Origin of the sequence: Azospirillum canadense, assembly GCF_025961225.1 — a bacterium.
GTDB lineage: Bacteria > Pseudomonadota > Alphaproteobacteria > Azospirillales > Azospirillaceae > Azospirillum > Azospirillum canadense.
In genome coordinates this window covers 523,278-549,230 of record NZ_JAOQNG010000002.1, presented here as the reverse complement: position 1 = coordinate 549,230, position 25,953 = coordinate 523,278, and the positions used below count along the sequence as shown (strand labels likewise).

Annotated in this window: 21 protein-coding genes and 1 pseudogene; 15 read left to right on the top strand and 7 right to left on the bottom strand. The window is 68.6% G+C overall.

Annotation, left to right across the window (positions count from 1 at the left end; translation table 11 throughout):
* Positions 1-252 precede the first annotated feature (252 nt).
* Complete coding sequence (locus M2351_RS17065; protein WP_264657315.1) at positions 253-561, top strand: DUF485 domain-containing protein; 309 nt, start codon at positions 253-255, stop codon at positions 559-561.
* Positions 558-2,210, top strand: a pseudogene (locus M2351_RS17060) (cation acetate symporter). Before M2351_RS17065 ends, M2351_RS17060 begins: the two are co-directional and overlap by 4 nt.
* 9 nt (positions 2,211-2,219) lie before the next feature.
* On the opposite strand, the gene M2351_RS17055 reads toward M2351_RS17060, so the two are convergent.
* The 7 genes from M2351_RS17055 to M2351_RS17025 all read right to left on the bottom strand — a co-directional run bounded on the left by M2351_RS17055 (position 2,220) and on the right by M2351_RS17025 (position 10,975).
* Positions 2,220-3,392 (bottom strand): PepSY-associated TM helix domain-containing protein, encoded by a 1,173-nt coding sequence (locus M2351_RS17055; protein WP_264657314.1) that lies wholly within the window; start codon positions 3,390-3,392, stop codon positions 2,220-2,222.
* A 305-nt stretch (positions 3,393-3,697) separates the two neighbouring features.
* Positions 3,698-5,599 carry a TRAP transporter large permease gene (locus M2351_RS17050; protein ID WP_264657313.1) on the bottom strand — a complete coding sequence of 634 codons (1,902 nt, stop codon included), beginning with the start codon at positions 5,597-5,599 and terminating at the stop codon, positions 3,698-3,700.
* Positions 5,596-6,603 (bottom strand): TRAP transporter substrate-binding protein, encoded by a 1,008-nt coding sequence (locus tag M2351_RS17045; protein WP_264657312.1) that lies wholly within the window; start codon positions 6,601-6,603, stop codon positions 5,596-5,598. Before M2351_RS17045 ends, M2351_RS17050 begins: the two co-directional genes overlap by 4 nt.
* 65 nt (positions 6,604-6,668) lie before the next feature.
* The gene (locus M2351_RS17040) at positions 6,669-7,742 is read right to left on the bottom strand and encodes a maleylacetate reductase (protein ID WP_264657311.1); all 1,074 of its coding nucleotides are present in this window, start codon (positions 7,740-7,742) and stop codon (positions 6,669-6,671) included.
* A gap of 8 nt (positions 7,743-7,750) precedes the next feature.
* Positions 7,751-8,971: an enolase C-terminal domain-like protein gene (locus M2351_RS17035; RefSeq protein ID WP_264657310.1), complete on the bottom strand. Its 1,221-nt coding sequence runs from the start codon at positions 8,969-8,971 to the stop codon at positions 7,751-7,753.
* 15 nt (positions 8,972-8,986) lie between these two features.
* The gene (locus M2351_RS17030; protein WP_264657309.1) at positions 8,987-9,970 is read right to left on the bottom strand and encodes a 2-hydroxyacid dehydrogenase; all 984 of its coding nucleotides are present in this window, start codon (positions 9,968-9,970) and stop codon (positions 8,987-8,989) included.
* Positions 9,971-10,084: 114 nt separating this feature from the next.
* A complete protein-coding gene (locus M2351_RS17025; protein ID WP_264657308.1) occupies positions 10,085-10,975 on the bottom strand; it encodes a LysR family transcriptional regulator in 891 nt (296 codons plus the stop codon).
* A 284-nt stretch (positions 10,976-11,259) separates the two neighbouring features.
* On the opposite strand from M2351_RS17025, the gene M2351_RS17020 reads away from it, so the two are divergent.
* The 13 genes from M2351_RS17020 (at position 11,260) to M2351_RS16960 (ending at position 25,831) form a co-directional block, all read left to right on the top strand.
* Positions 11,260-12,024, top strand: coding sequence for a family 16 glycosylhydrolase (locus M2351_RS17020; protein WP_264657307.1), 765 nt, complete (start codon positions 11,260-11,262; stop codon positions 12,022-12,024).
* A gap of 587 nt (positions 12,025-12,611) precedes the next feature.
* A complete protein-coding gene (locus tag M2351_RS17015) occupies positions 12,612-13,412 on the top strand; it encodes an HpcH/HpaI aldolase family protein (RefSeq protein ID WP_264657306.1) in 801 nt (266 codons plus the stop codon).
* 296 nt (positions 13,413-13,708) lie between these two features.
* Complete coding sequence (locus M2351_RS17010; protein ID WP_264657305.1) at positions 13,709-14,482, top strand: IclR family transcriptional regulator; 774 nt, start codon at positions 13,709-13,711, stop codon at positions 14,480-14,482.
* Positions 14,479-16,557 carry a hydantoinase/oxoprolinase family protein gene (locus M2351_RS17005; protein ID WP_264657304.1) on the top strand — a complete coding sequence of 693 codons (2,079 nt, stop codon included), beginning with the start codon at positions 14,479-14,481 and terminating at the stop codon, positions 16,555-16,557. Before M2351_RS17010 ends, M2351_RS17005 begins: the two co-directional genes overlap by 4 nt.
* A gap of 17 nt (positions 16,558-16,574) precedes the next feature.
* On the top strand, positions 16,575-18,122 hold the full coding sequence (locus tag M2351_RS17000) for a hydantoinase B/oxoprolinase family protein (protein ID WP_264657303.1): 1,548 nt from the start codon (positions 16,575-16,577) through the stop codon (positions 18,120-18,122).
* An 82-nt stretch (positions 18,123-18,204) separates the two neighbouring features.
* Complete coding sequence (locus M2351_RS16995) at positions 18,205-19,347, top strand: ABC transporter substrate-binding protein (RefSeq protein WP_264657302.1); 1,143 nt, start codon at positions 18,205-18,207, stop codon at positions 19,345-19,347.
* Positions 19,344-20,063, top strand: a complete 720-nt coding sequence (locus M2351_RS16990; protein ID WP_264657301.1) for an ABC transporter ATP-binding protein — start codon at positions 19,344-19,346, stop codon at positions 20,061-20,063. Before M2351_RS16995 ends, M2351_RS16990 begins: the two co-directional genes overlap by 4 nt.
* On the top strand, positions 20,032-21,045 hold the full coding sequence (locus tag M2351_RS16985) for a branched-chain amino acid ABC transporter permease (protein ID WP_264657300.1): 1,014 nt from the start codon (positions 20,032-20,034) through the stop codon (positions 21,043-21,045). Before M2351_RS16990 ends, M2351_RS16985 begins: the two co-directional genes overlap by 32 nt.
* The gene (locus tag M2351_RS16980) at positions 21,042-21,797 is read left to right on the top strand and encodes an ABC transporter ATP-binding protein (RefSeq protein ID WP_264657299.1); all 756 of its coding nucleotides are present in this window, start codon (positions 21,042-21,044) and stop codon (positions 21,795-21,797) included. The genes M2351_RS16985 and M2351_RS16980 overlap by 4 nt, the downstream gene beginning before the upstream one ends.
* A gap of 15 nt (positions 21,798-21,812) precedes the next feature.
* Positions 21,813-22,688 (top strand): branched-chain amino acid ABC transporter permease, encoded by an 876-nt coding sequence (locus tag M2351_RS16975; protein WP_264657298.1) that lies wholly within the window; start codon positions 21,813-21,815, stop codon positions 22,686-22,688.
* A 29-nt stretch (positions 22,689-22,717) separates the two neighbouring features.
* Positions 22,718-23,050: a cupin domain-containing protein gene (locus M2351_RS16970; protein WP_264657297.1), complete on the top strand. Its 333-nt coding sequence runs from the start codon at positions 22,718-22,720 to the stop codon at positions 23,048-23,050.
* Between the two features lie 59 nt (positions 23,051-23,109).
* A complete protein-coding gene (locus M2351_RS16965) occupies positions 23,110-24,627 on the top strand; it encodes an AMP-binding protein (RefSeq protein ID WP_264657296.1) in 1,518 nt (505 codons plus the stop codon).
* Positions 24,628-24,661: 34 nt separating this feature from the next.
* Positions 24,662-25,831, top strand: coding sequence for an acetyl-CoA acetyltransferase (locus M2351_RS16960; RefSeq protein WP_264657295.1), 1,170 nt, complete (start codon positions 24,662-24,664; stop codon positions 25,829-25,831).
* Positions 25,832-25,953: the final 122 nt, after the last annotated feature.

Here is a 25,953-nt window from a genome sequence, read left to right as displayed (position 1 = left end):
CGCACCCCCCCACTGCATCTCCAATTCGCTCTTGACGCTGGTTGTTTATCGATAGATAACTTAATGGCGCGACAGAATGACGCGGCGGTGGGTGCTTTGGCCCGCGCCGGTCCAGCGCCGCCATGTGGGGGCCGCGTCGGACCCATCCCGAACGCCCCATTCCAAACGAACGAGATGCTGTTCTCGGGCGGCCCCTTGCGGCCGTGGCGGCGCCGCGCGATCCGGGAAGGCAACGATGCCGGGGAGGCAACGATGAACGAGAAGAGAGTCGCCGAAGTCGTCGAAAACGACAAATACCGCCGGCTGACGGCGGAGCGACGGCGCCTGTCCACCGGCCTCTCGGCCGTCGTGGTGGCCGCCTATTTCAGCTACATCCTGTGCATCGGCTTCTGGCCGAACCTGCTGGCGACCCGGCTGTCGGACGGCACGGTCATCACGGTCGGGCTCGCCGCGGCCGTCGGGCTCATCCTGCTCGGCTTTGCGCTGACGGCGGTCTATGTCCGCCGCGCCAACACCACCTTCGACAGCCTCAGCAACGCGATCCGGGAGGACCTGCGATGACCCGCAACACCGCTGCGGCCCTTCCCGCGATTCTGGCCGCCGCCTTCCTGCCATCCATCGCCTGGGCCGACGCCATCACCGCCGGCGGGCCGCGCCAGCCCACGAACTGGACGGCCGTGGGCATGTTCCTGTTCTTCGTCGGAATCACGCTCGCCATCACCGGCTGGGCGGCACGCCGGACGCGCTCGGCCGGCGAGTTCTACGCGGCCGGCGGCGGGCTGAAGGGATTCCAGAACGGCTTCGCCATCGCGGGCGACTACACGTCGGCCGCGTCCTTCCTCGGCATCACGTCGCTGGTCTAATCCAACGGCTACGACGGCCTGATCTATTCGGTCGGCTTCCTGGTCGGCTGGCCGATCATCCTGTTCCTGATCGCGGAGCCGCTGCGCAACCTCGGCCGCTACACCTTCGCCGACGTGGTGTCCTACCGCCTGTCGCAGGTGCCGATCCGGAGCCTCGCCGCGACCAATTCGCTGATCATCGTGGTCTTCTACCTGATCGCCCAGATGGTCGGCGCCGGCAAGCTGATCGAGCTTCTGTTCGGCCTGCCCTACGTGGTGGCGGAGGTGCTGGTGGGTGTGCTGATGATGCTCTACGTGGCCTTCGGCGGCATGCTGGCGACCACCTGGGTGCAGATCATCAAGGCGGTGCTGCTCCTCACCGGGTCCACCCTGATGGCCGGCGTGATCCTGTGGCGCTACGGCTTCGACCTGGACGCCTTCTTCCGCGCGGCCATCCAGAACCACCCGAAGGGCGCCGCCATCATGGCGCCGGGCGGGCTGGTGCAGGACCCGGTCTCCGCCGTGTCGTTGGGCGTGGCGCTGATCTTCGGCACCGCCGGGCTTCCGCACATCCTCATGCGCTTCTTCACCGTCCGCGACGCGCGGCAGGCGCGCTCGTCCGTCCTGGTGGCGACCGGCGCGATCTCCTGGTTCTACCTGCTGCTGTTCATCCTGGGGTTCGGCGCGGTGGAGCTGGTCGGCAACGACCCGCGCTTCAAGGCCGCGGCCGGCGGCCTGATCGGCGGCGGCAACATGGTGGCCGTGCATCTGGCCGACGCCATCGGCGGCTCGCTTCTGCTGGGCTTCATCTCCGCCGTGGCCTTCGCCACCATCCTGGCGGTGGTCGCCGGGCTGACGCTGGCCGGCGCGTCGGCGGTCAGCCACGACCTCTACGCCTGCGTCCTGAAGCGCGGGCAGGCGACGGAGGCGCAGGAGATCCGCGTCTCCAAGGGTGCCGCGGTGGTGATCAGCCTCGCTGCCATCGCGCTGGGGATCGAGTTCGAGACGATGAACATCGCCTACATGGTGGGTCTGGTCTTCGCCATCGCCGCCAGCGCGAACTTCCCGATCCTTGTGCTGTCTGTGTTCTGGCGCGGCTTGACCACGCGGGGCGCGGTGGCCGGCGGCGTGACCGGGCTGGTGACGGCGGTCGGCATGGTCGTGCTCGGCCCCGGCGTCTGGGTGGCGGCCCTCCACCACCCCGCACCGGTCTTTCCCTACGAGAACCCGGCCCTGTTCTCCGTCCCGCTGGCGTTCGCCGCGGCTTGGATCGTCTCGGTCCTCGACCGCTCCCGCGCTGCGGCGGAGGTGCGCTCCGCCTTCAACGCCCAGTTCGTCCGCGCCCAGATCGGGGCTGGGGCGGACTGACGTGACGTCTCAGACCGTCGCCCGGGCCGCCGCGCGCTCGGCGTCCTTGGCGCGGCGGTTGCGGCGCTTCAGGTACCACATGGCCGTGCCGGTGACCGCGAACAGGGGCGGCAGGACGCCGGACAGGAACACCAGAACCTTCCACAGCCAGCCCAGCCCCTGTCCGGCGTGCAGCGGCCGCTGCCAAGCGACGAAGGTCTCGCCCGCCGAATAGCTGCGGGGGTCGCGGACCTCCACGACGCGGGCGGTCCAGGGATCGACGAAGGCGGTGACCGCCGGCGCTCCCGGACGGGCGTCCGGGCGGGCGAGGGTGATGCGGTAGGCTTGGTCGGGCCGCGCCGGCAGGCCGACCGTGCGGACCCGGCCGTCGGGCACGGCGGCGAGTGCCAGCGCCACCGCCTGATCCGGTCCGGCGGGCTCCGCACCCCGCACCGGCTCCACCTTCACCGCCGCGCGCAGGTCGCGGGTGGGGGAGGCCATGGCGACGACGCTGTTCAGCGTTTGCGGAAAGGTGATGTAGACGCCGGTGAAGCTGACCACCACGAAGATCGCCAGCGTCCAGATGCCGACGGCACCGTGCAGTTCCCGGTGCAGCCGCACCCCGCGCGCCCCGCGCTTGACCCGGAAGGCCTCCTTCCAGCGGTCCGGCCGCGGCCACCACAGCACCAGCCCCGACACGCCCAGCACCAGCATCGCCACGCCCAGCCAGCCGACGACGTCCCGGCCGTTGCGGTCGGGGATCAGCAGGTTGGCGTGCAGCATGAAGATTTGCCGCATCAGCCCGCCGCCGCCCGGCTTGCTGGTCTTCAACACCGCCAGCGAGACCGGGTCGACCAGCATGGTGGCCCCGCCGCCGCCCGGTCCGCTGCGCCCCGGCGCCATCAAGCGGACCGAGGCCGGCTCGCCCGCCGCGTCCGGCAGGAACACCATACCGGGCGCCAGCCCTTGCGGCGCGTTGGCCTTCGCCGCGTCCAGGATCGCGGCGACCGATTGCGGCTCGCCCACCGCCATCGTCCGGGCTGTGGGGGCGGAGAACAGATCCTCAAGCTCGTGCTCGAACACGAGAATCGCGCCGGTGATGCCAAGCACCGCCAGCGGCAGGCACAGGATGAGCCCGATCCAGAGGTGGATGGTCTGAAGCGCGCGGTACCAGGGGCGGGCGGAGCGGGGCTGTGTCGCCATGATCCAACATCGAAAAGGGTTGCCGCCCGTCCGGCGGGCGGATAATGAGAATTACTCTTATTATCATGGTGCAGGCGGCGACGAAACAGCCTAAATGATAATGACTCTCATTTTCGTTATGAATTCCCTCTCCCCTCTGGGGAGAGGGTTTATCCATTGCCCTCACCACCCCAAATCCACTCGGATAAGAATCACAAACGGGCGGAATCCGCCCGTGCGACATCACAGCGTTTCATGTTTCACAGCGTTTCAAACGTCGCACGGCGCGCGCCGGGAAGGCCCCGCCGCGCGCCGCACTTCACCGCTTACAGGAAGCCGATCGACAGCCAGGGGATGGCGGCGACCAGGGCCAGCCCGACCATCAGCGCGGCCAGATAGCCCAGGATCGGCCGCATGCCCTCGTCCGGGCTGACACGCCCGATGGCCGAGGCGACGTAGTAGCCGACGCCAAAGGGCGGGGCGAACAGGCCCATGCCCATGGCGAGGATGACGACCATGGCGTACTGCACCTCGTGCACGCCCATCTGGCGGGCGATGGGGAACAGCAGCGGCCCGAACAGAACGATGGCGGGGATGCCCTCCAGCACGCTGCCCAGGATGACGAAGGCGACGATGGACACGGCCAGGAAGGTGAAGGAGCCGCCCGGCAGGCCGGCCATGAACTGCGCGAGGTCGGTGGAGAAGCCCGACCGGGTCAGGCACCAAGCCATGCCGGTCGCCGTGCCGATGATCAGCAGGATGGCGCCGGACAGGGCCGCCGTCTCCACCAGCATCGGGACGACCCGCCGCCAGTCGAAGCGGCGGTAGACCATCAGCCCGACGGCGATGGAATAGATGATGCCGATGGTCGACACCTCGGTCGCCGTGGCCACGCCCTCGACCACCGCCGCCCGGATGACGAAGGGCAAGGCCAGCGCGGGCAGCGCCACGACCAGGCTGCGGCCCAGTTCCCGCCCGGTGGGGCGGCGGACGTGGGACAGGTCCTCGCCGCGGTAGCGGTACCAGACCACGACGCAGAGCATCGCGGCCAGGACGACGCCGGGCAGCAGGCCGCCGGTGAACAGCGCGGCGATGGACACGCCGGTGACCGAACCGATGGTGATCAGGACGATGCTGGGCGGGATGGTCTCGGTCTGGGCGCCGGTCGCCGCCAGCAGGGCCACAAGGTCGCCGGGCTTGGCGCCGCGGGCCTTCATCTCCGGGAACAGCACCGGGGCCACCGCCGCCATGTCCGCGGCCTTGGCCCCGGAGATGCCGGAGACGAGGTACATCGCACCGATCAGCACATAGGACAGCCCGCCGCGCACATGGCCCAGCAGGTTCGCCAGAACCGCCACCATGGCCCGCGCCATGCCGGTCATCTCGATCAGCAGGCCGAGGAAGACGAACAGCGGCACCGACAGCAGGATCAGGTGCGACATGCCCTCGTCCATGCGGCCGATGACGACGAGCAGCGGTACCTTCGTCGTCAAAGCGAGATAGCCGAAGCTGGCGAGGCCGAAGGAGAAAGCGATGGGCACGCCTGCGAAGACGGTGCCCGCGACGATGCCGACGAAGAAGATCAGCAGGTTGAGCTTGCCGAGCCCGGCCAGCGCCGGCTGCAGCAGGACGAAGGCGGCCATCAGCGCGACGACCAGCGCCGCCGCACCGGCCACCAGCCGCACGCTGCCCACCCGGCCCAGCCGGATCAGCGCCGTGGCGATCATCAGCCCCAGCCCGACCGGCAGGGCCGCCGCCCGGACCATGTTGGAGATCTCCAGCGCCGGCGTGACGATCTCGTATTCCTCGATGGCAAACTCCGCGGCCGGCGCGATGACCAGCAGCAGGAATCCCAGCGCCGCCGCCACGGCGAAGACGTCCAGGAAGGCCCGCACGGGCGGCGACGCCCAGCCGACGAAGGCGGTCATGCGCATGTGCTCGCCCCGGCGGAAGGCGACCACCGAGCCGAGCATGGCGAGCCAGAGGAACAGGATGGAAGCCAGCTCGTCCGACCAGGTGATCGGAGTGTGGAGCACATAGCGCGCCACGATGCCGGAGAACAGCAGGATGATCTCGGTGGCGACGAGCAGCGCCACCGGGATCTCCACGACCATGCCGAGTGCGGCGTCCAGGCGCGCCAGCGCGCCCGACCCGCCACCCCGGGCGGACGCGGCCTCGGCCGCTCCGCCCGGCTTCGCGCCCGGATCCTCGTGGGCGAGGGTGCTCACGTCAGGGCGCCCACGGACTTCTCAAAGACGCCCCAGGCCTCGTCGCCGTACTTGGCCTTCCACTCGCCATAGAAGCCGGACTTGCGCAGTGCGGCGCGGAAGGGCTCCGGATCGGTCGTGTTGAAGACCAGCCCCTTCTGCGCCAGCGAGGCCTGGAGCGCGCTGTTCAGCCCGGCGATGTCCTGGCGCTGCTGCAGGCCGCTCTCGTTGAAGCCGCGGCTGACGACCTCGCGCAGGTCATCCGGCAGCGACTTCCAGGCCCGGCCGTTCATGACGATCCACGACCCGTCCCAGACGTGGTTGGTCAGCGAGCAGTACTTCTGCACCTCGTAGAACTTGGCGGTGTCGGCGACCACCAGCGGGTTCTCCTGGCCGTCGACCACGCCGGTCTGGAGCGCGGAATAGACCTCGCCCAGGTTGATGCTGGCCGGCGAGCCGCCCAGCGCCTTGAACAGGGAGACGTAGACCGGGCTAACCGGCACGCGGATCTTGAAGTTGCCCAGATCCTCCGGCCCGTTGATCGGCTTGTTGCGCGTGGTGATCTGGCGGAAGCCGTTGTCCCAGATGCGCTCGAAGGTGTGCAGGCCGACCTTGTCGAAGCCCTTGCGGACATAGGAGCCGAGATCGCCGTCCATGGCCTTCCACACGGCGTCGTAATCCTTGAAGGCGAAGCCCATGCCGTTGATCGAGGCCACCGGCACCAGCGTGGACAGGATCAGGCCGCCGGTGCTGAAGAACTCGATGCCACCGGACCGGACCTGGGCCAGCAGGTCGCTGTCACCGCCCAGCTGGCTGTTCGGGAAGACGGCGATGTCGACCCGGCCGTTGCTGTCCTTCTTGATCCGCTCCGCCGCCTCGACCGCGCGGACGTGCAGGGGGTGGGTGGCCGGGAAGCCGTGGCCGAACTTCCAGCTGAAGTCGGCCGCCCGTGCCCGCGACACGAACGGACCGACCGTTGCCGCCGCGGCGGTCGCTGCCAGGAACGTCCTGCGATTGACCAGCATCCTCGTATCCTCCCGTAAGGTGTTTTTGCTGTCGGTTTTGTTGAAATCGTTCGTTAGTCGGGGCGTCAGCCGGGACGCCGCCCGTGGAAGGCCGCGTCCAGGATCCCGCGGACGGCCTCCTCGGTCACCGGCCCCGGGTTGCTGCCGTCGTCGGTCTCCACCGTGATGCGCGCCGCCTCCGGGATGGAGCTTTCGGAGAAGCCGACGTCGGCCAGCCGCGTCGGCAGCCCCGCCGTCTTCATGACGTCGAAGATGGCGCCGCCGACCTCCGCCACGCCCATCGCCTCGGCGATCCGGCCCAGCGCCTCGGGCGCGAAGCGGGCGTTGTAGGCGGCGACGTGCGGCAGCACCAGCGCGTGGGACAGCCCGTGCGGCACGCCGTAGGTGCCGCCCAGCACATGGGCCACGCCGTGCTGAAGCGCGAAGCCGCCGGTCAGCGCCGCGCCGGCCAGATAGCCGCCGTACAGCAGGTCGCCGCGGGCCTCCAGGTCGTCGGGCCGGCGGGCGACGCGGGGCAGGGCGTCCATGATCACCCGCGCGCCCTCGATGGCTGCCTGCACGATGACCGGGCTTGCCGTCGGCACATAGACGACGTCCACGCAGTGGGCGAGCGCGTTCATGGCGCTGGCGGCACTCACGTCCAGCGGCAGGGACGCCGACAGCGCCGGGTCGTAGACCACCGTGCTGGCCAGCATGCGCAGGCTCTTGTGCATGCGCTTGACGCCGTCGATGGTGATGCCGCAGAAGCCGGTCATCTCCGACCCGGAATAGGTGGTCGGCACCGCGATGACCGGCACGGCCAGTTCCAGCGCGATGGCCTTGCCGAGCCCGATGGAGGCACCGCCGCCGACGCTGACGAGGCAGTCGGCGCCCATCTCCTTCGCCCGCGCCTGGCCGCGCCGGGCCAGCTCGATGGGCACCTGGGAGACGGCTTCGGGCAGCAGGCCGATGCAGCGGTCGCCCAGCTGGGCGACGATCCGCTCCGCCATGCCGCTGCGGCCGGGGGTGGAAACGACCAGCGCGCGCCGCGCGCCCAGCCGGTCGACCTCCTCGGCGATCCGCTCGGACGTCCCGGCGCCGAAGACCACGCGGGGCGGCACGGCGTTGTAGACGTCACCGGGGGTGCTGAAAGTGCGCATTGTTGTTCTCACCAATCGACGATAGTGCCGTCTTCCAGCACGGCGGACATCGCGTGCATGACCTCGGGCTTGAAGGGGTGCTTGGCGGCCTCGGCCTCGTTCACCTCGATGCCGAAGCCGGGGAGATCCGGCACCTCCCAGGCGCTGCCGACGCGGCGGATCGGGGTCTGTACCACGTCGTCGTACCAGGGCACGGCGCCGCTCATCTCCTCCTGGATCACGAAGTTCGGGGTGGAGACGTCGAAGTGCAGGGCCGCCACGCCGGCCAGCGGGCCGTTGGGGTTGTGCGGCGCGATGCCGATCAGGGCAGCCTCCGCCGCCGCGGCGATGCGCTTGCCTTCCAGCAGGCCGCCGGTGTGGTTCAGGTCCGGCTGGGCGATGTGCAGGGCGCGCTGGTTGAAGACGGGCTGGAACTCCTTGATGCCGACCAGCCGCTCGCCCGACGCGATGGGGCATTCGGCCTTCTCGGCGATGATGCGCAGCGCCTCGGTGTCGCCGGGCTGGACCGGCTCCTCGCAGAACATCGGGCGGTAGGGCTCAAGCTCGCGGATGAAGCCCATGGCCGCGGCGATGGACCCCGGACGGCCGTGGAAGTCGATCATGATGTCCACGCCGTCGCCGACGGTGGTGCGCAGTGCCTCCATCATCTTGCCGACGTGGCGCTGGGCCGGGATAGGGGCGGTGTGCGCGCCGTAGGGGATGAAGACCACCTTCAGCGCGTCGTAGCCCTTCTCCACCACCGCCGCGGCACGCTCCTTCAGGGAGCCGACGTCGAAGGTCTCGTAGACCGACTTCATCTCGCCGAGGCCGAGGTGGGTGTAGACGCGCACGCTGTCGCGCACCTTGCCGCCGAGCAGGCGCCACACCGGCAGGCCGACGCTCTTGCCGAAGATATCCCACAGCGCGTGCTCGATGCCGCTGATGGCGGTCACCCCGACCATGCCGAGGTTGTAGTAGCTGAACTTGTTCATGGCGCGGACGCACTGCTCGATGTCGCGCGGGTCGCGGCCCAGCAGCATCGGCTCCAGGTCCTCCACGGCGCCGGTGACGGCGCGGGTCTTCCAGTTCAGGCTCGCCTCGCCCCAGCCGTACAGGCCGGGCTGGTCGGTCAGCACCTTCACGAAGATCCAGTTGCGCATCTCGGCGTTGACCACGACCGTCTTCACGCCGGTGATCTTGATCGGCGTGCCGGCGGTCCGCCGGGCGATGTCTTCGTTGTCCCGGATCATGAAACTCTTTGCTCCTTAGGCGTTTTGAGAGGGCGCGCGGACCACGTTCACCAGCGGCTCGCCGGCCCGGAGCCGGTCGATGTTCTGCGCGATGAAGGCGTAGCGCCGCTCGGGCAGGCTGCTCGTCCAAGCCGACGAGTGCGGCGTGCAGAAAGCGTTGGGAAGATCCTCGAACCGGAAGCGCGCGGGCGGGACACGGTCGTCGCTGCCGGTGGGGTAGCCGTACCAGACGTCCAGGAAGGCCCCGGCGATGATCCGGTGCGATAGCGCGTCGTACAGCGCCGCCTCGTCGACGATCGGCGCGCGGGAGACGTTGATCAGCACGGCCGAGGGCTTCATGGCCCGGAACTGGTCGGCGCCGATCAGCCCGCGCGTCTCCGCCGTCAGCGGGCAGGACACGACCAGGAAGTCGGCAGCGGCCAGCAACTCCGGCAGGCCGGTGGGGGGCAGCACGGCGTCCGCCAGTTCACCGGGGGCGGCGGGCATGGCATCCATCGCGATCACGCGCGTGCCGAAGGCGCGGGCGCGCCGCGCGATGGTCCGCCCGATGCGGCCGAAGCCGATCAGCCCCAGCGTCTTGCCATAAATCTCGCCATGCGGCACACGCGCCCGGTAGACGTCCGGCCAGCTGTCCGTGGCGAAGGAGCGGCGCAGCTCGTCCAGCCGGATCTCCCATTGCAGCATGGCCGCGAGGACGAACTCGGCGATGGGGATTTCATGCTCGAAGACGTTGCAGACCGTGCATCCGGCCGGCAGCGACGCCATGTCGATGCCGTCCAGCCCGGCGCCGGGCACATGCAGCAGCCGGAAGGCCGGCGCCGGCCCGTCCTTGCGGGCGAAGCGCAAAGACACGACGACATCGTCGCGGCCGATTGCGCTGTCGAACTCCGACGAAGAGGCCGCTTCGCGCGGCAGCGCGACGATCTCGCAGGAAGTCTTCAGAAAGGCTGCCAGTTTTTCTTTGTGATGGGCCGCCTCGCCAATCATGAACAGTTTCATGGGCATTATCCTCCGCGGCGCAGACGATAGGATAAGCCAACTAAGTAGGTCCAACGATTTAAAATGATTGATTGATAAGATTAAATTATCAGAGCGGAAAGCGATAGCAATCTATCATTGCAGCCCTTCGCCGACCGCCGTCGCCACGTCCAGGAAGGCCCGGATTGCCGGCGATGTCTCGTCGCTCGGGTAGGCGACGCCGAGCGTGAGATAGGGCGCCGGCCCATCCAGCGGGCGGTAGACGACGCCCGGACGGTCGAATTGCTGAAGGCGCGACGCGATGAGCCCGATGCCGAAGTCCGCGGCCGCCAGCGCGATGATCGACTGCGCCGGGGAGGATTCCACGATCACCTCCGGGCTGAAGCCCGCCTGCTGGCACAGCGTGATGATCTCGTCGTACAGGCGCGGCCCGATCACCCGCGGGAAGATTATGAAGCGCTCCCTCGACAGGTCCTCCAGCCGCAGGCTGGCGCGGGAAGCCAGATGGTTGCGGTCGGACAGGACGACGTTGAACCGCATGCGCGCGATCGGGTGCGAGGACAGCGACTGGTCGTCCAGCGGCGGGTGGAAGATGCCGACGTCGATGGTTCCCGACCGCAGCGCTGCCTCCTGCTCCGCGGTCGTCATGACGTGGACGTTGACGCCGACGTTGGGCAGTTCCGTCCGGAACTGATGCATGATCTCGGGAAAGATGATGTAGAGCGCCGGGGCTGTGACCCCGACGGACAGCTGCCCGATCTCGCCCCGGTCGGTCTGGCGGGCGAGAAGGGCCGCGTGCTCCATCTGCCGCAGGATCTTCCGCGCCTCCTGAAGAAACATCTCCCCGGCGCGCGTCAGGGAGACGCGCCGCTTGTTCCGGTGGACCAGCTGCACCTGCAACTCGGCCTCCAGCTGTTGCAGTTGCTGGCTGAGCGCCGGCTGCGTGATGTGGCACCGCGCGGCGGCGCGATGGAAGTGCAGCTCTTCGGAGAGCGCGATGAAGGATTGGAGGCGGCGACGGTCCATGCCCCAGTGATAGGCGGTCCTTATCAGAAGCTCAAGGCCGGGTCCCCAACGGTGGGGGACGCACACCCCTTCGTGTGTGCGCCGTTCTCATTGGTTTAGATGGTCGGCGAATCCCCCAGCCAAAGTGGAGACGCGAATTCCACCAAGTTCCGCGAGCAAGGGTAAAGCCGAAGGTGCGCCAAATCCTCCTCTGTCCTGTTGGTTCGTTCCGTTTTCGTGTGCAAAATCGAAGCAGTTCCATCCAATCGATCGGATGAGCCGGAGCGAGCTTTAGGGAGAGAGCGATGAAGAGATACGGAACGGCGGCGGTGTTCGCCGGCTTGCTTGTCATCTTCGGCGCATCCGCAACGAAGGCGGATTTCATTCTGCGCCACCCCGGCAGCAGCTTCGAAGACCACTTCGCGGCCTACGACCAGACCCGCTGGCAGAAAGGCGACGGCTGGAGCAACGGCACCTACATGGGCTGCGGCTGGAACGTCCGGACCGCGACCGTACAGAATGGACGCCTCGCGCTGTCGGTCACCGGCGAGCCGAGCGCGCAGGAGCGTCATTCCTGCGCCGAGTTCCGCACGCAACGGCCCTATGGATACGGCACGTACGCGGTGAACCTGAAGGCCGTGCGCGCCGACGGCGTCATGACCACGGTGTCCCACTACACCGGCCCCCACTTCGGTGACCCCTGGGACGAGATGACATTCGGCATCCCCGGCAAGGACACCACCAAGCTGGAAATCGGCTATGTGGCGAAAGGCGACGGGCGGCGCGACATCGTCGTCGACCTGGGCTTCGACGCCGCCAAGGAGTTCCACACCTACGGCATCGAGTGGAAGGCCAACCGCATCGCCTGGACCGTCGATGGACGGGTGGTGCACACGGCGGAGGGCGCACCGAAGACCCTGCCGCAGACGCCGGGATGGCTCTACCTGCAATTCTGGAACGGAAGCGGCGCGTCGCCCTGGCTGAAGCCGTTCAAGGACCCCGGCCGGCCCCTGACCGCCGAGGTGGCCTGGGTGCGGTTCGAAGAGGACACGTCGGCCTTGAGCAACTGAGGTCCCGGCTGAGCACTGCCTGAAACGCGCCGAGGGCCGCCGCAGGAACGTGGCGGTCATCGGCTTTTTTGGGTTGGGCGGATGCCTTCGAAGTCCCCTCTCCCCTCTGGGGAGAGGGTTAGGGTGAGGGGGTTGCGCTTGTGCCGGACGTACCAAGGTGGCGGGACTCCCTCACCGGCTCTCAGCGGATGCCAGAGGCATCCGCCTGACGCCGTCAGCGCAAACTTCGTTTGCGCGAGAGGCCCTCCAGGCCACCATCTCCCCAGAGGGGAGAGCGTTATCTGGCCGACTGCCATCATTCAGTCCTCTCCACACCATGCCCCCTTGTCCAAGGGTTGGGGCTTCTCATAGACTGCCGGTGCGGGCGCCCCTGACGACGGCGATGGTTCAACCCGCCTCGGGTCCCGACGAGCCTGAGCGCTTTTTCCACGACCGCTGTGCCCCGGGCCCGATTGGGTCGCCATGCGCCTTTTCCGGTTGCGCGCATTCCGGCGAACCCGGCTGTCCACGTCCACGTCTGCGCCACGCGCGGACCCTTCGTCGGCAATTCCCAAAACACATCACCATGCATGGGAGGGTATGTCCTCATGTCCACACAAACCGAACGCCCGAGTCCCTCGTCGTTTCGCCGACGCCTGTTGGGCCGGGAGCCTCTGCTCGGCACGTTCATCAAGACACCATCTGGGCACGCGATGGAGATCTTCGGCGATGTCGGCTTCGACTTCGCCGTCATCGACGCCGAACACGCGCCGTTCGACCGCGCCTCCATCGACACGGTGCTGATGGCGGCGCGTGCCGGTGGGATCGCCGGGCTCATCCGGGTCGCGGAGCCCAGTCCCGCGCAATTGCTGGCGGCGCTCGACGATGGGGCGGCGGGGGTGCTCGTTCCGCACGTGTCGTCCGCGGAGGCCGCGCGGGCGGCTGTTGCCGCCTGCCGCTACCGCGGTGGACGGCGCGGATTCTCCAACTCGCCGCGCGCTGGCCGGTACGGCGGGCTCGCCATGTGGCCGCACGTCGATGCGCAGGACGCGTCCGTGGCGGTCATCGCCATGATCGAGGATCCGGAGGCGCTGGACGTCGTCGACGCCATCCTCGCGACCGACGGGCTGGACGCAATCTTTATCGGGCGGGCCGACCTGACCGTGGCGCTTGGCGCCGCCTCGCCGGACGCGCCGGAGGTCCGCAGCGCCGTCGACCGCATCCTGGCGGCGGCCCGCGCGGCCGACAAGCCGGTTTGCCTGATGGTGGCCAGCGCGGAGGAGGCGCGGTCCTACACCGCGCTCGGCGCCAGCGCCTTCATGATCGGCTCCGACCAGGGGCTGATGCGGCAGGCGGCGACCAAGCACCATAAGGATTTCGCGACGCTGAAAGGGCCTGTAGCCGGCTGACGCGCCTTAATGTTCGGAATGCGGAAGATTCCGAACGGAACGGTGCGCTTAACGGAAAATAGGTGATTGACATCGGCGCATGCCGGAGTAATCATGGGTGCATGTTGAAACGACGTTTCAACATTTAAAACGCCAGTCAAATCCAAAGACAGCCGAAACCGCCGAACAGATTGGGTGCAGGAGCCGCAGGAGCCTGTGGAGAGGGCCTGCCTTGTCCAAAGTCGCACGCCAACGGTGAAACGACGTTTCAATATTTAAAACGGAGTGGAAAGCCAGTGCAAGAGGTGCCGAAACCAGTGGAGAAGGAACCCGCGGGGACCAGCACGCTGGATCTGGCGCTGCGCGCCCTGGAGCTTCTCGCCCTTGAAAACCAGCCCATGGCTCTGGCCCAGATCGCCAACGCGCTGGCCGCGTCCAAGGCCACGATCTACCGCCATCTCGTGACGCTCCAGCGCCATGGCCTCGTCAGCCAGGACCCGGAGACCGGACGTTACGAGCCCGGCGTGAAGCTCCTGGTCCTGGGCGAGGCCGTGCGCACCCGGTTCGACGTCGTGACGACCGGGCGGGACGAGTTGATGCGCCTGCGCGACGCGACGGGCCAGGCCGTCACCATCTGCCGCATCGTCGACGGCGAGCTGGTGGTCCTCGACCTGATCCAGGGACGCTCGGTGGTCGAGTTCGGAACGCGCCCCGGAACGCGCTTCGACCTCCATTCCAGCGCCCACGGCAGGGTCTGGCTGGCTTTCGGGCCGCCGGAATTGCTGCACCAGACGCTTTCGGCGCCGATGCGCCAGTGGACGCCCCACACCATCACCGACCCCGACCGCCTGCGCGCCGAGGTATCCCAGGTGCGGCAGCGCGGCTGGGCCACCGCCGCCGACGAAATGATCACCGCCGTCAACGCCTTGGCCGCTCCGGTCTTCGATCATCGAAACCAGATCGCCGGCTCCATCGCGATCGTCGGCTCCACGCAATACATCCCTTCCCCCCCTGACGCCCTGCACCTTGAGAAGATCCTTGCCGCCGCGCAGGCGATCTCCCGGGGGCTCGGCTGGAGATCGAGCCGATGAGCTATTCACTCGCCGTCGACATCGGTGGGACCTTCACCGACATCGTCCTGCGCAATTCCGACGGCAGCCTGACCGTCGACAAGACCCTGACCACACACGAGGATTTGCTGTCCGGCTTCTTCGGCGGCGTCCATTCGGTGCTGCGCAAGGCCGGCGTGTCCGCCCAGGCGGTCGACGGCGTTGTCGTCCACGCCACCACCGTCGTCACCAACGCGCTGATCGAGCGCAAGGGGCCGCCGACCGCGCTGGTGGTCACCGAAGGCTTCCGCGACGTGCTCGCCATCCGCAACGAGCACCGCTACGACATGTACGACCCGCAGATCGAGTTTCCGGAACCGTTGGTGCCGGACACGCTGACCTTCGGGCTGAAGGAGCGGACGCTGGCCGACGGCACGGTGGTGACCGAGCCTGCGGCCGAGGACATCGCCGAACTGGCGCGAAAGCTGCGCGCCAGCGGCGCCAAGGCGGTCGCCATCTGCTTCCTGAACAGCTTCGCCAACCCGGCCAACGAGGCCGCGGTGGCGGCGGAACTGGGCCGGCAGCTGAACGACATGTTCATCTGCACGTCGTCGGACGTGGCGCCGCAGATCCGCGAATACCCGCGGGCCTCCACGGCCACCGTCAACGCCTACACCATGCCGATCTCCCAACCCTATCTGCGCCGCCTCAGCGAGCAGCTGCGCAGTGAGGGCTTCGGCAACACGCCGCTGATCATGCTGTCGTCGGGCGGCGTGGTCGGGGCGGAGACGGCCGGGCGCAACCCGGTCCGCATGATCGAAAGCGGCCCGGCCGCCGGCGCGCTCGCCGCCTGCCATTACGCGGAGATCCTGGGGATCGACCGGCTGATGTCCTTCGACATGGGCGGCACCACCGCCAAGGCCTGTCTGATCGAGAACCGCACGCCGCTGGTCACCGGCCTGTTCGAGGTCGACCGCCGCTACCGCTTCAAGGAAGGCAGCGGCCTGCCCGTGACGGTGCCGTCCATCGACCTGATCGAGATCGGCGCCGGCGGCGGCAGCATCGCCCACGTCGACGGCCTGGGCCTGCTGAAGGTTGGCCCGGAAAGCGCCGGCTCCAACCCCGGCCCGGCCTGCTACGGCCGCGGCGGCACGGGGGCGACGGTGACCGACGCCGACCTGATGCTGGGCCTGATCGATGCCGACAATTTCCTGGGCGGCGAGATGAAGCTGGACCGCGCCGCCACGGAATCCGCGCTGACGGCGCTGGCCGACAAGCTCGGCGGCACGGCGGTGCAGGCGGCCCGCGGCATTTACCGCGTGGTGACGGAGGCGATGGCGTCCGCCGCGCGCTCCCACGCCACGGACCGGGGCGTCGATTACCGCGGCCTGCCGCTGTTCGCTTTCGGCGGCGCCGGCCCGCTGCACGCCTGCGGCGTGGCGGAGCTGCTGCAAAGCTCCTCCGTCATCGTGCCGCCGCAGTCGAGCGTGCTGTCGGCCTTCGGCACCCTGGTCACGCCGGTTCGCCTGGACCTCGTGCGCAGCGACCTGATGCGGCTGGACACCGTCGATTGGGACCGCGTCGGCCGCATCATCGCCGACCTGGAGAAGGAAGGGCGCAGCGCCCTCGCCGAGGCCGGCTGCGCGCCGTCCGACGTGCGGGTCGCGGTGGGCGCCGACATGCGCTACACCGGCCAGCAGAACGAAGTCACGGTCATGTTCGACGTCGATCCGCGCGACAGCCGCGACATCGCCGCCATCGCCGAGCAGTTCGCGCAGACCTACCGCGTGCTCTACGGCATGAACCCGTCGCATGTCCCGGCGGAGATCGTCACCTGGCGCATCACCGTGCAGGGGCCGGCGATCCGCTTCCACCCCGCCGGCAAGCCGGCGAGCGAGCCGGGCACGCCGAAGAACTTCCGCCCGGTCCACGCCTGGACGGACGGCCAGTCGGTCCCCGTCTACGAGCGCCGCGACCTCGCCGTCGGCCAGACCGTCGCCGGCCCGGCGATCATCGAGGAGCGCGAGACCACCACGGCCATCCCGCCGGGCTGGGTCGCCACCATCGATCCCATGGGCTGCATCGTCGCCACCACCGCGCCGCTGGCGCAGGATTGACCAAAGGACATCGGAACATGGACGGAGTCGAACTCGAAATCCTGTGGTCCAACCTGATCGGCGTCGTGACCGAGCGGGCCAAGGCCCTCCAGCGCATCGCCTTCAGCCCGATCGTGCGCGAGGCCGGCGACCTTGCCTGCGCGCTGTTCGACCAGCGCGGCCGGATGGTCGCCCAGGCCAACACGGGCACGCCGGGCCACATCAACTCGCTGGCCTTCGCCGGCGCCCATCTGGTCCGCGAGTTCGCCGGGCAATGCGAGCCGGGCGACGTGCTGATCACCAACGACCCGTGGCTGTCCGCCGGCCACTTCTTCGACATCACCACCCTGACGCCGATCTTCAACGGCGACCGGCTGATCGCCTACATCGGATCGACCATCCACCACACGGACATCGGCGGCTACGGCATCGGCGCCGGCGCGCGCGACGTCCATGAGGAAGGGCTGTGGATCCCGCCGCTGAAGCTGTATGAGCGCGGCACGCCCAACCCGGTCCTGCACGCGATGATCCGCCGCAACGTGCGCACGCCGGACGCCGTGTTCGGCGACCTCGCCGCCCAGGTGTCGAGCGGGCAGGCCGCGGCGGAGCATCTGATCGCGCTGTGCGAACGGCACGGCCTGACCGACATCGAGGCACTGTCGGACGAGATCATCTCCCGCTCGGAGGAGGCCACCCGCGCCGCCATCCGCAAGCTGAAGCCGGGCACCTATCACGGGGAGTCGAGCTTCGACGTGCCGGGCGGGGAAGTCATCACGCTGAAGACCGCGGTCACGGTGGACGCGGAGTCCGGCGGGATCCTGGTGGACTTCACCGGCAGCTCCATGCAGACGACGACCGGCATCAACGTGGTGCTGAACTACACCCACGCCTACGCCACCTTCGCCATCCGCAGCTGCCTGAACCCCGACCTGCCGAACAACACCGGCAGCCTCGCGCCGATCACCTTGCAGGCGCCGGAGGGGTCGATCATCAACTGCCGCTACCCGGCGCCGGTCAACGCGCGCCACGTCGTCGGCATGTATGTGCCGATGCCGATCCTGAAGGCGCTCTATCAGGTGCTTCCGGAACGGGTGCTGGCCGAGGGCTCCGGTGCGGTCTGGACGATCCAGATCGGCGGGCGCAAGGCCGACGGGCAGAACTTCACCTCTTCGATGTTCAACTATTCCGGCGGCATGGGCGCCCGCGCCGAGAAGCCGGGGCCGAGCGCCACCTGCTACCCCACGGGCGTGGCGGCCGTGCCGGTGGAGATTCTGGAAGCGGCGATGCCCATCGTCTTCGACCGCAAGGAGCTGCGGCGCGGTTCCGGCGGCGCCGGGCGGACGCCGGGCGGTGACGGCCAGATCATCGCCTTCCACATGAACACCCAGGATCCCTGGATGCTCAACGCCGTGCCCAGCCGCCTGAACATGGGGCCGGAAGGCCTGGGCGGCGGCGAACCCGGACAGGCCGGCCGCTTCCTGGTCAACGGCGCCTCCGTCAGTCAGGCGCGCAAGCTGAACATGGAACCGGGCGACCAGGTGGTCCTGGAAACCCCGGGCGGCGGCGGCTTCGGCCCGGCGGCGTGAGGGCGGTAACCCTCTCCCCAGAGGGGAGAGGGAACTTCGACAACAGGCGCCGACCAACGGGCGCCGTAGGGGAGGGAGGGGCATGTCTATGAAGCGGAACATCCTCGCTGTCGCCGTCGCCGCAGCGACCCTGGCCGGCATCCAGCCGGCGTCCTCGGCCGAAGCGCTGAAGATCGGCATCTCGGCCGGCCTGACCGGCTACGCCGCGACCGTTGACCGTGCCTGGCGCGACGGCGTGCAGGTCGCCGCCGACGCGCTGAACGCCAAGGGCGGCGTGATGGGCCGGAAGATCGAGGTGGTGGTCGAGGACAACCGCTCCGAACCGCAGGAGGCGGTGACGGTCTACCGCAAGATGATGACGTCCGACAACGTCGACGTCTTCATCAGCGGCTGCGTGTCGGCCGGCAACTTCGCCGCCGCGAGCATGGTCGCCAAGGCCGAGAAGCCGATGATGCTGTGTTCCATCCTGCCGCAGCAGGCCGCCCAGGTGAAATGGGCTTTCACCACCCTGCCGCCCGCTGGGTTCGAGGTGGAGAAGCGCTTCGAATACCTGCGCGACAAGACCGACATCCGCAAGGTGGGCGTGCTGCACGACCCGACCCCGTACGCCCTGTTGCAAAAGACGGTGGCGCAGGACGTCGCGGCCAAGTACGGGCTTCAGGTCGTCGGCGTGGAATCCTACAAGCAGGACGACGCCGACCTCAGCGTCCAGATCAGCAAGATCCAGGCGGCGGGGGCCGGCGCCATCATCAAGATCGGGCTGGGCGGCACCACGCTGACCGCGGCCAAGAACCTGAAGCAGCTGAACTCCAGCATGCTGATGCTGACCAGCCTTGAGGATCTGGCCGTCTTCAAACCGGTCGCCGAGGTGCTGGGCGACAAGTTCTTCTTCGTCGCCTCGCCGTCCCAGGTCTACGACGCGCTGCCCGACAGCCCGACCAAGGCGGAGATCGGCAAGTTCCTGGAGCCCTGGCGCGCCAAGTTCGGCGACCGCGATCCAAACTGGGCGTCGCGCGGCTGGGACGGCGTGATGCTGACCGTGGCCGCCATCACCAACGGCAAGTCGGCCGAGGGACCGGCGATCCGCGACAACATCGAGAAGATTACCGGCTTCCAGGGCACGACCGGCGTCTACAACTTCACCGCGGCAAACCACCAGGGCATCACGCAGAACCCCTTCGTGCTCGCCACCATCTCCGGCGGCCAAGTCAAGATCGTCCAATGACGGCGTTCCCTTCTCCCATCCTGGAGGCGCGAAACCTCAGCGCGCGCTACGGGCAGGTGCAGGCGCTGGCCCCCATCGATTTCCAGGTGGGGGCGGGCGAGCTGGTCGCGGTGCTCGGCCCTAACGGCGCCGGCAAATCGACCCTCCTTCGCGCCATCCTCGGCCTCGTGACCAACGCCGGGGAGGTTGCCTTCATGGGGGCCGCCCTGCCGCGCCGCAACCCGGTGGCCGTCGCGTCGCGCGGCGTGGTGCTGGTCCCGGAAGGGCGCGGCATCTTCGGGCCGATGACCGTGATGGAGAACCTGGAACTCGGCGCCTACCGCCTGAAGGGCCGCGAGGAACGGCAGCGCCGCTTCGACCGCGTGTTCGAGCTGTTCCCCAGGCTGAAGGAGCGGCTGGGGCAGGCGGGGGGCTCCATGTCCGGCGGCGAGCAGCAGATGCTCGCCATCGGGCGCGCGCTGATGGCCGACCCAAAAATCCTGCTGCTCGACGAACCGTCGCTGGGGCTGGCGCCGCGGGTGACGGACGAAATCCTGGAAACGCTCGGCGTCCTCAACCGGTCGGGGCTGCCGGTGGTGCTGGTGGAGCAGAGGGCGCCGCAGGCGCTGAAGCTCGCCCACCGTGCCTACCTGCTGTCGCTCGGCCGCCTGGTCGCCGTCATCGACCCACGCGAGGTCCAATCGCATGACCAGCTCGCCCAGTACTACTTTGCGTGAGGCCGCGCGGGCGCCGGGGCGGGTATCCCTTCGGGGCCTTGCCGCCCGCGCCGCTCCCTGGCTGATCGCAGCCTGCGTCGTCGGCTACGCGCTGGTCGTCGGCGGCTACGCCGCGACGGTCGTCGCCTTCGCGCTGATCTACGCCATCTTCGTGTCCGGCCTGAACGTCTTCATGGGGCTGACCGCCCAGGTCTCCTTCGGGCAGAGCGCCTTCGCGGCCATCGGCGGCTACGCGTCGGCGGTGCTGACCACCGAATACGAGTGGGGGCTGCTGCCAGCCATGGGCGCCGGGCTGGCCGGGGCGCTGGCCTTCGCCTTCGTCGTCGGCTACCCGACGCTGCGGCTGAAGGGCCACTACCTGTCCATGGCGACGCTGGCCATCGGCATGATCACCTACGAGGTCGCCGTGCAGTGGGACAGCGTCACCCAGGGCTATCTCGGCATCTCCGGCATTCCGCCGCTCGGCATCGCGGGATACGAGGCGACGAGCGACCGTCAAATCCTGGTCGTGCTGTCGCTCTGCGTCGTCGCCACGGTTCTGGCGGTGGCGCGCATCCGCCGGTCGCGCGTCGGCCGCGCCTTCGCCGGACTGGCCGGCAGCGAGGAGGCGGCGCGGGCGCTGGGCATCAACGTGGCGCGCTACAAGCTGCTGTCCTTTCTGCTGTCGGCCGGCTTCGGCTCCCTCTCCGGGTCGCTGTTCGTCCATGTGGTCGGCTATGTCAGCCCGGAGGTGTTCAGCCTGCACATGGTCATCCTGTCCTTCACCATGCTCTATGTCGGCGGCATCGGCACCATCGCCGGGCCGGTGGTCGGGGCGTTGGTGGTCAGCGTGCTGCCGGAGACCTTCCGCGCGTTCCGCGACTACCAGGACCTGGCGTATGGGGCCGCGCTGATCCTGCTGCTGATCTTCGCGCCGCGCGGGTTGGCCGGGCTGTTCACCGCCATCGAAGACCGGCCCGCGAAAAATGGGAGGTCGTCATGACGGCCTGTCTCAAGGTCGAAGGCGCCACCAAGACCTTCGGTGGCCTGACCGCGGTCAACGCCGTCAGTTTCGAGGTGAAGCCGCGCAGCGTCACCGCGATCATCGGTCCGAACGGCGCCGGCAAGACGACGCTGTTCAACCTGATCTCCGGAGCGCTGCCGCTCAGCGACGGACGCGTCCTGTTCGAGGGCGTGGACGTCACCGCCGAGGAGCCCGAGGCCAAGGCGGCGCGCGGCCTGATCCGCACCTTCCAGCTGGTAAAGCTGTTCCCGGAACTGAGCGCCGTCGAGAACGTCAAGGTGGGCTTCCACCTGCGCAGCCGCGGCGGCCTGCTGTCGGCGCTCCTTCGCCCGCGCTGGGTCCGTCAGATGGAAGCGGAGATCGACGACCGTGCCCGCGCGCTGCTCGACCTCGTCGGGTTGGGCGCCGCGGCCGACCGTCCGGCCTCCGCGCTCAGCTACGGGCAGGGGCGCCTGCTGGAGGTGGCGCGCGCGCTGGCCGCCGGGCCGAAGCTGCTGCTGCTCGACGAGCCGGCGGCGGGGCTGAACGCCGACGAGAGCGCGCGGCTGGCCTCTCTCATCCGGCGCATCGCCGAGGACGGCACCGCGGTGCTGCTGATCGAGCACGACATGCATCTGGTGATGAACACCGCCGACGACATCGTGGTCGTCGATTTCGGCAAGAAGATCGCCCAGGGTGCGCCCGACCGCATCCGCGAGGATCCGGCCGTCATCGCCGCCTATCTCGGCTGAACGGGAGACCGAAGAATGGACAGCGCTCTCATCGGCCAGAGTCTGGTCAGCGGTCTCGGCATCGGCTGTGTCTACGGCCTGATCGGGATCGGCTTCTGCGTGATCTACAACGCCAGCGGCATCGTGAACTTCGCCCAGGGCGCCTTCGTCATGCTGGGCGGCATGATCACCCATGTGCTGCTGGTGCGCGGGCAGTTGCCCTACTTCGCCGCCATCGTCCTGTCGGTCCTGGTGGTGGCCCTGCTCGGCGTCGTCATCGAACGGCTGGTCGTGCGCCCGCTGTGGAAGCGCAACGCGCCGATGTTCGTGATGATCCTGGCGACGCTGGCGGCCCAGATCGTCATCGAGCGGCTGACCTTCCTGGCGGTGGACGACCAGCCCAAGACGCTGCCGGTCTTCACCGACCTGCCGCCGATCATGGTCGGCGGTGTCGCGGTGAACATCCAGTCGCTGTGGATCGTCGCCGGGTCGCTGGCCATCGTCGGGCTGCTCGCCCTGTTCTTCAAGGGCACGCGGACCGGAAAGGCCATGCGCGCCTGCGCCATCAACCGCGAGGCGGCGGCGCTGCAAGGCATCCCGGTGCACGGCATGCTGGCGCTGGCCTTCGGGCTCAGCGCCGGGCTGGGCGCCATCGCCGGCATCATGCTGACGCCGACGCAGTACACCGCCTTCAACGTCGGCGTGCCCTTCGCGATCTCCGGCTTCATCGCCGCGATCATCGGCGGCTTCGGCCGGCCCTTTGGCGCCTTCCTTGGTGGCCTGACGCTGGGCGTCGTCCAATCGGTCGCCATCCTGTCGTTCGGGGCGGGGTTGAAGACCGTGGTCGCGTTGTCCGTCCTGCTGCTCTTCCTGTTCGTCCGGCCGTCCGGGATCCTCGGCGCCGCGAAGTAACGATAAATCCAAAATTGGAGGTTTGAGACATGACCATCCCCAGCGTCGATTGGAACGCGCTGCCCTGGACGCCGGTGCGTCCCGGCGTCGAGCGCAAGGTGTTCACCGGCGAGGGCGCCACCCTGGCGCTCCACCGCCTGATGCCGGGCCACGAGCCGCGCCCGCACAGCCATGTGCACGAGCAGATCGTCTACATCCTGGCCGGCACCATCCGCTTCCACGTCGCCGGCGAGGAGCATCTGGTCGGGCCGGGCGGCCTGCTCGCCATCCCCTCCAACGTCGAGCATTGGGGCGAGGTGGTCGGCGACGAGCCGGTGCTGAACCTGGACGTGTTCACCCCGAAGCGTCCGGAATATCTTTGACTGCATATGGTCGGTATCGACAATAATCGGCAGGACCGCAGACAGGCTGGGGTGCGCAGGTGAATCTTTTCTCCCTTCTCGATCAGGCGGCGACGCGCTTCCCGAACAACGGTGCGGTGTTCCGCGGCACGGAGCAAGTCCACAGCTTCGCCGAACTACGGTCCCGCGCGCTGCGACTCGCGGCGGCTCTGCGGGAGCGCGGACGGCCGGGGGACCGGGTCGCGATCGCCAGCGAGAACGCGCCGGAGTATGTGGAGCTGTTCTTCGGCGTCTGGGCCGCAGGCATGGCGGCGACCCCGGTCAACGCGAAGCTCCACGCGAAGGAAGTCGTCCAGATTCTGGAGGATGCCAGCGCCTCGGTCGTCTTCGTCTCGCCGAAGCTCGCCCTCGGGCTGGAGCGTGCGCTGGAAGGGTCGCCGGCGGCGGAATGCCGGCAGGTGGTCATCGGCAGCGAGGACTATTTCGCCCTGCTGGGCGAGGAAATGGCCGGTCCCGTCGATCCGACGCCGGAGGCGCTCGCTTGGCTGTTCTTCACCAGCGGGACGACCGGCCGCTCGAAGGGCGCCATGCTGTCGCACCGCAACCTGATGGCCCTGACCATCGCCCACCTCGCCGACGTGGAGGTGGTGGACGAGGCGTCGAGCCTGCTGCACGGCGCGCCGATGTCGCACGGCTCGGGCCTCTACATGCCGGCCTACATCGCGCGGGGCGCGCGGCAGGTGGTGCCGGCCTCCTCGGCCTTCGATCCGGAGGAGTTCCTCGACCTCTGCGACCACCATCCGGGCTGCGGGGCCTTCCTGGCGCCGACCATGGTGCAGCGGCTGCGGCTGGAGGCGGAGCGGAGCGGTCGGCGCCCGGCCAACCTGCGCTCCATCGTCTACGGCGGCGGCCCGATGTATGTGGAAGAGCTGAAGAAGTCGCTCGCCACCTTCGGGCCGGTGTTCGCGCAGATCTATGGGCAGGGTGAATCGCCCATGACCATCACCGGCCTGCGCCGCGCCGACCACGCGACGAACGATGACGGCATTTTGGGCTCGGTCGGCTACGCGCGCAGCGGGGTGGAGGTCGCGGTCGTCGACGAGCAGGGCCGGCCGCTGCCCGCCGGCGAGATCGGCGAGATCGTCTGCCGCGGCGACATCGTCATGTCCGGCTACTGGAACAACCCGAAGGCCACCGCGGACGCCTTGCGTGACGGTTGGCTCTACACCGGCGACATGGGTTCCTTCGACGAGCGCGGCTACCTGACCCTGCGCGACCGCTCCAAGGACGTGATCATCAGCGGCGGCACCAACATCTACCCGCGCGAGGTCGAGGAGGCGTTGCTCCGCCACCCCGGCGTTTCCGAGGTCTGCGTGACCGGCCAGCCGCACGCGGAGTGGGGCGAGATCGTCGTCGCCTTCGTCGTGCCGGCACCGGGGGTGGACCTCGCGTCAGCCGAATTGGACGAGCACTGCGCCGCCAACATCGCGCGGTTCAAGAAGCCCAAGCGCTATGTGTTCGTCGAGGCGCTGCCGAAGAACAACTACGGCAAGGTGCTGAAGCGCGAGCTGCGCCAACAGCTTGCCGACGGCCTGTAAGCCAGACCATTTAAGAATTCGAGAGGAAACCAGCATGGCGACCGCCATCGTCGGATGGGCCCACACACCCTTCGGCAAGCATGAGAACGAAACGCTCGAAAGCCTGATCGTCAAGGCGGCGACGGAGGCGCTGGCGCACGCCGGGCTGGCCCCCAGCGACGTGGACGAGATCGTGCTCGGTCACTTCAACGCCGGCTTCTCGCCGCAGGACTTCACCGCGTCCTTGGTGTTGCAGGCGAGCGATGATTTCCGTTTCACGCCGGCCACCCGCGTCGAGAACGCCTGCGCCACGGGCTCCGCGGCCGTCCATCAGGCGATCAAGACCATCGAGGCGCGCCGTGCCCGTGTCGTGCTGGTGGTCGGTGCGGAGCAGATGACCACCACGCCGGGGCCGGAGATCGGGCGCAACCTGCTGCGCGCCTCCTACCTGCGGGAGGAGAGCGGGATCGACGGCGGCTTCGCCGGCGTGTTCGGCATGATCGCCGGTGCCTATTTCCAGAAATACGGCGACCAGTCCGACGCGCTGGCCCGGATCGCCGCCAAGAACCACAAGAACGGGGCGAGCAACCCGCTGGCCCAGATGCGCAAGGATCTCGGCTACGAGTTCTGCCGGCGTGAGAGCGAGAAGAACCCGCTCGTCGCCGGGCCGTTGAAGCGGACCGACTGCTCGCTGGTGTCGGACGGTGCGGCGGCGCTGGTGCTGACGGACGTGGAGACCGCGCTGCGCATGCGGCGCGCGGTGATGTTCCGCGGTACGGCGCATGTGCAGGATTTCCTGCCCCTGTCGAAACGCGACATCCTGAAGATGGAAGGCTGCGCGCAGGCCTGGCGCAAGGTGCTGGCCGAGGCCGGCGTGGCGCTGTCCGACCTGTCCTTCGTCGAAACCCACGACTGCTTCACCATCGCCGAACTGATGGAATACGAAGCGATGGGCCTGACGCCCGAAGGGCAGGGCGCGCGGGCGATCGAGGAAGGCTGGACGGAGATCGGGGGCAAGTTGCCGGTCAACGCGTCCGGCGGACTGAAAGCCAAGGGTCACCCCATCGGCGCCACGGGCGTGTCCATGCACGTGCTGTCGGCCATGCAGCTGTGCGGGGAAATGCCGGGCCCGATCCAGGTGAAGGACGCCAAGCTCGGCGGCGTCTTCAACATGGGCGGCACCGCGGTGGCGAACTACGCCAGCGTGCTAGAGCGGATCCGGTAATTACCCCCTCTCCCAGCCCCGCTGGGAGAGGGAGGGACCCGCCGCCGGGCGGCGGGAGGGTGAGGGCAAGGTTTACCCGAGAAACCAAGCCCTCACCCTTCCCACTTCGTGGTCCCCTTCCC